This is a genomic window from Fluviicola sp. (assembly GCF_030151805.1).
GTDB lineage: Bacteria > Bacteroidota > Bacteroidia > Flavobacteriales_D > Crocinitomicaceae > Fluviicola.
This window is the reverse complement of sequence record NZ_JASLCN010000487.1, coordinates 1-4146: the sequence shown is the minus strand read 5'-3', so window position 1 is coordinate 4146 and position 4146 is coordinate 1. Positions and strand designations below refer to the sequence as shown.

Genomic DNA, 4146 nt, shown 5'->3' with positions numbered 1-4146 from the left:
ACCAGGAGTAACTTACCGCATAATCTGACGTGTCGATAAAATTGAATACTGCGCCGATGTTCATTCCTCCGTTCGAATTGTAATAGAATCCTGCATCGGGAAGCGGATCAATCACTACCGGAAGAACAATCGTGTCCGAGCAGCCATTGGTGGTTGAAACAATATGCGTTACCGTATATGTTCCTCCGCTGGCGAATTGCTGATTCACATTTGCCATTGCGGCAGATCCTTGTCCGCCGAAGTCATAAAACCAGTAATTGATTGCATCCGAACTCACTGAAGCATCCGTAAATGCAACCGTTACCTGGTTATTCGGGCAGGAATTAACTGTTGTGAAATTGGCAAGCGGTTTATCGTAAACGGAAACATTGATTGAAACCGTGTCTTTACAACCGTTTGAATTCGTAACAATCAATTCTACCGGATACGTTCCGGACGAAGGATATGCATACGCCGGATTTGAAACAGACGCTGTTTGTGCTGTTGCAAACTTCCACGACCAGTTGGTTAAAGTACCTGAACCCGGAAGCGAGAAATCGGTGAAAACATTCGGGAAACCTTCACACACATTTGTTGCACTGAAATTCGCAAAAGGAGGTGCTACAAAGTTAATCTGCATGGCATCCGACACAACGGTACACGTTCCGTTATTTGTTGAAGTCAATGTCAACACGATACTTCCGGCTGAAACTTCTGCTGCTGTTGGTTTGTATGTTGCATTCACCGAGGTGTTGGAAGGAGTGAAAATTCCGGATCCACCACTCCAGATTCCGCCAAAAGGTCCGCTTGTAACACTTCCGCTCAATTGAACCAGGGAATTGTTGGAACATTTCAACTGATTCGGACCTGCATCCACTTTCGGAGCATTATTAATTGAAATATAAATACTGTCTTGTACCGGCAAGCAATTGCCATTTGAAGTTGATTCCAGGTAAAGCCACACGAAACCTGCCGTTGTATCTGCAACACCTGGAATATAGGTACAGTTCAACGAGCTGTTATTCGGAGAAAAAATACCGGTTCCGCTTGTCAGCCATTTTCCGGTTGCAGTTGGTCCGCTTACCGTTCCTGAAAGAGAAATATTTGCGTTGTTTGCACAAACGATCAAGTTATCAGGGCCCGCCTGAACTACCGCTGCCGGAGTAAATAACACCTTCATGGTATCTGTTACCGTTGCACAGGAAACTGCATTGGTTGAAGTCAGGACAAACTGTAGTAAACCTAAAGCAAGATCAGCTGTGGAAGGAATGTATTCTGCATTCAGTGCAGAGGCATTCGGTTGAAAAACTCCGGTTCCGCTTGTGCTCCAGATTCCGGTTGCCGCACCACCAGTGATAATTCCGTTTAGCTGAATGATCGAATTGTTTTCACAAATGGATTGATCGGTATTTGCATTAACGATTGGCGCGGGAGTAATTTCCAGGTACATCGTATCGCGCGCAGTGGGGCAAAAACCAGTGGTTGAAAGGATCACCCGAATCGGGCTGATCAAGGTATCCAACGGACTTGGAACATAACTGTTCGGAACAGAGTTCAATCCGTTCTGGAAAGAACCGTAACCGTTACTCGACCAGGATCCTGTTACTGCACCTCCACCGACATTTCCGGATAAGGTATAACTCACATTGGCACAAACCGTGTCATCAACTCCGGCATGTGAAAAAGCGGTTGCGTAGAAATCCGTATTGTAAGCGTACATCGACCCGGTATTTGCACCACCGCCTGTAATCGTTGCCATTGTGAAAATATCTGCCAGGTTCACAATCATGTTGTGGCTGTTGACCGGAATCTGAGCGGTATTCAAAAAGATGCGTGCTGCTTTGTATTGTCCCAGCGTACCCGGAACGTTCTGAAACATTCCCGCTGTAATCAACCCCGAACTTCCGTTCAGGAGGAAATTTCCTTCGTATCCGCTTCTGGTCACCAATACAATTCCCAACGAATCGGAACTTGAACGGGAAAAAGCCATGTTGTTGTTTCCTTTACAGTTCAAACTCGGAACGATTGCCGCATTCAATTCGCACCCGAATCCGGAAACGTGGTACACATAAACCGGTTTGCTTGCTTTGATATACAGGATCTCATCGGTCATCGGAATTTCCAAAGTTTCGCTTGAATTGATCAGGGTTGAAGTGGTACTGACTCCGGTTACTTCAATGTTTGAACCGTTCTGAGTTGCCAGAACATAGATCCGGTCGTTTGCAGACGTTCCTTTGTAAATAGCATAATCCGTTCCGATGGAAGGTGTCGGGATCATTTGATCTCCGATCATATCCGAACAGGTTGATTGCACTAATTGTCCGTCAAACAAGGTAATTGCAACGGGTTTGTTGGCGGAAACAATGGAACCGGCAAGCGAAGTTGCTGCGGAAACGTTCACATCCCGCGCACTATACGTTTGTCCGGCATTTAAAACCACCGAAAACGTTGCATTTGCCGCATGACCTGTAATTCCGGTTCTTGGTGTGATCAACACTGTTGTATTATTGGTAGAGGCTACAATTTCAATTCCGGAATACGTTGCCGGTGATGTAATTGCGTTGTTCCAATGCTTTTGAAACGGTGTATAGAAATTTGTTCCCAGTGCTTTTGAGCCTTTTAAACTAAAGCTCTCTTTGTTATTCGGGGCATTTACTTCGTAAACCACATTGATCAACCCGGTAGCTGAAATTTTCAACCCGTTATTGGAAATCACATCTCCATTCGGACTTTCGATTTGAGCAACGAATGCACTCAGGTTCAAGCTATCACTTGAAAATGCGGGCATTGTCAATGTTAAGGGAATGAATGTTCCGTTTGCGGGCTGCGAAACGGTGATTGTTGCGGGTTGGTCGTAAGATTGAAAACGAAGCATTACGGGAACCTGTCCGACACCTGAAGAAACATCGGGAGCAGCAAACCAAAAAACGGTATCCCTTTGAGCAGTAGCATGTAAAGCTGGAGTAAGGAAATACGCAAGTAGGAAAAGTTGTAAAAATCTGAACATATTTAAACTATCTCAGTTTCGAGGGGCAAAGATAGCTTTTCAATGAAGAATTTTAACTAATAACAAGAAAGCGAAACATGCTATTCACACATCGAAATCCGGCTTTTAAAAATAAAAATCAGTTAGTTATGAATTTAACACGTTGTAAAAAACGTCAAAAATAAACAACTAATTCGAGCGTTTGAACTAAGGTATTACGCAATCAGCCTGAATCGAGCAAACCTGATTCATTTTCTTATGTTGCGCATTTTTGAGAAGTTTATTTGATTTCAGGATTTCAAGGTGTCATTCTTTCCTGATTCCGGGAAACAAGGTTGAAGAGGGATTGAAAACGGCTGAAATGCCCTAAAATCGCATGTTAAATCTATAACATTTTAATACTGTATCCATACTTAATCCATACTTTACCTATGCTCTATCCGTACTTGACCCGTAGCTGACTGTGGAAATGCTATTTTGATTGCTATTTTCTCTGTGCAGGGTTTTACATCTGTGTGAATTGATTTCCCGTAGATTACGCAGATTTTAATTTGCAGGCACAGGCATAGTAAGGAGTTACCTCCTCAATGTAATAGTTGATATTCGTTTTATTAAACCGAAGCTTGATAGTGTCATTTCTGAAATTATTATATTCATCAGATATTCCTGCACTCAATTCCCATCTTTTATTATTTGAATCATACAAGGTATCCCCGCTACCAATAGTAATCTCCATAGGGACATTCGCAAAATTCTTTGTTGCTTGCTTTAACTATTTCCAAATAGTTATCATAGAATGATTTTTCTTGTGTAAAGTGATCCATCTGGGAATTGTATTGTAGCAAATAGTACTCCACTGAAATCTTGAAGATCAATTATTGTAGTTTCACTCAAAATTCTTGACGATGAAACAATTTGTCCGAGTGAGTTCTTCAAAATAAAGTTAGAACCGCAAAGAATAGAAGCATCTACCGTAATAATTACTCGCTTCTCCTGATTGAACACCTTTACAAGATCAGATATATCACTATTGATTGTATTGAGATAACTTGAGCCCAAAGTCATTCCATAAATTCCCATTCCATAAAATATTTCAGGACAAATGATCGTTGTTTCAGCCGTTATTGTATTAATCTTTTGAAGTGTTGAGTCCTTTGAAAAGAAAAGTTCATTAGAATTTA

At 42.0% G+C, this 4146-nt stretch carries 3 protein-coding genes; all 3 read right to left on the bottom strand.

All coding sequences use genetic code 11. From position 1 onward, the window contains the following. A partial coding sequence (locus Q1V93_RS18560) for a PKD domain-containing protein (protein ID WP_300666816.1) occupies positions 1 to 2986 on the bottom strand: 2986 nt, incomplete at its 3' end. A gap of 514 nt (positions 2987 to 3500) precedes the next feature. After that, a complete protein-coding gene (locus Q1V93_RS18555) occupies positions 3501 to 3701 on the bottom strand; it encodes a hypothetical protein (protein WP_300666813.1) in 201 nt (66 codons plus the stop codon). A gap of 53 nt (positions 3702 to 3754) precedes the next feature. Continuing rightward, positions 3755 to 4146: hypothetical protein (locus Q1V93_RS18550; RefSeq protein ID WP_300666810.1), on the bottom strand; the 392-nt coding region annotated here is incomplete at its 5' end.